This is a genomic window from Bacillus sp. NTK071, assembly GCF_017303315.1.
In the GTDB taxonomy this organism is placed as follows: domain Bacteria; phylum Bacillota; class Bacilli; order Bacillales; family Guptibacillaceae; genus Guptibacillus.
Genome location: NZ_JAFKOI010000049.1, coordinates 1 through 579 on the forward strand (window position 1 = coordinate 1; position 579 = coordinate 579).

Genomic DNA, 579 nt, shown 5'->3' on the forward strand with positions numbered 1-579 from the left:
TGATCAGTTATGTTTTGCGCTTTATGTAATCCATTCTCCACCTCATTAGCAAGAAAATCTTCTCGAACGAATCCAGATTCTTGTGGTTCATATGATTGGATAGAGTTAATCAAATTGACTAGCTTCTCTTCAAAGTGAGTTATGACATTTTCCATATAAGTTAGAAATGGGAGATGACATTCCTGGTAGAATGACCGAACTGCTTTCCCGCCATGACCGTTAAAGGAAGCTTCCAATGTAGTAAAGTTTTCAATAGATGACCGGAGTTCTGTCGTTTGCGTTCTCATAGTAGAGACGGCAGATCGGGTATGTTGGATTCCTTGATGAAGCGATTGGACGTCTAACGTTTTCATTGGCATTCACCTCTTAACGTAATTGAATAGAGGAAGAGAGTTCTTTGTCTGCTTTCTCTAATTGTTGGACAGATTCTCGTACGGTCTGGTTGTTTTCAGCTAGGATCTGTTTATAAGCATTGCCGACTTCTGTCATCATGTGATTCAACTCATTCAAGCGGTTCACAACATCAAGATTATTGCCTTCTCCTGTGTTCTTCGGAAGTTCTGCGTTAAAGGCACTTAA

The 579-nt window shown here is 40.1% G+C and carries 2 protein-coding genes; both read right to left on the bottom strand.

Features of this window, described 5'->3' with window-relative positions:
* Nucleotides 1-353 (bottom strand): T7SS effector LXG polymorphic toxin (locus JI666_RS20975; protein WP_286171011.1); only part of this gene is annotated, 353 nt, incomplete at its 3' end.
* A 13-nt stretch (nucleotides 354-366) separates the two neighbouring features.
* Nucleotides 367-579, bottom strand: a 213-nt coding sequence (locus JI666_RS20980) for a DUF5344 family protein (RefSeq protein ID WP_206895016.1), incomplete at its 5' end; no start/stop codon positions are given.